This is a genomic window from Janthinobacterium sp. JC611 (genome assembly GCF_018682595.1).
GTDB lineage: Bacteria > Pseudomonadota > Gammaproteobacteria > Burkholderiales > Burkholderiaceae_D > Janthinobacterium.
The window spans coordinates 1-297 of sequence record NZ_JAFLJN010000077.1 but is presented as its reverse complement, the minus strand read 5'-3'; the positions used below and the strand labels follow the sequence as shown (position 1 = coordinate 297).

The following is a 297-nucleotide window of genomic DNA, read 5'->3' as shown; positions in this document are numbered from 1 at the left end:
GCAGGATGCCGAGCTTACGGTGGGCAGTCTGGTCAATACCGAAGGCACCGTGGCGGCAGGACGTCATCTGGCATTGTCCGGTGGCGACATCGACAATACCAAAGGCCAGTTGCAGGCCGTGGCCGGCAATGCCACCCTGAATGTGGCGAACTTGAACAACAGCGCAGGCAACGTGTTTGCCGGCGTCAACCTGGACGCGACACTGGCCAGCTTGAGCAATACGGGCAGCCTGTATGCGGCAGGGAATCAATCCTTGACCGCAACAGGCGCCATTGTGAACAGGGGCGTCATCGCGGC

General features: G+C 60.9%; 1 protein-coding gene. It reads left to right on the top strand.

The genetic code is table 11. The features are described 5' to 3' along the window. Positions 1-297: hypothetical protein (locus J0O65_RS25400; RefSeq protein WP_215409934.1), on the top strand; the 297-nt coding region annotated here is incomplete at both ends.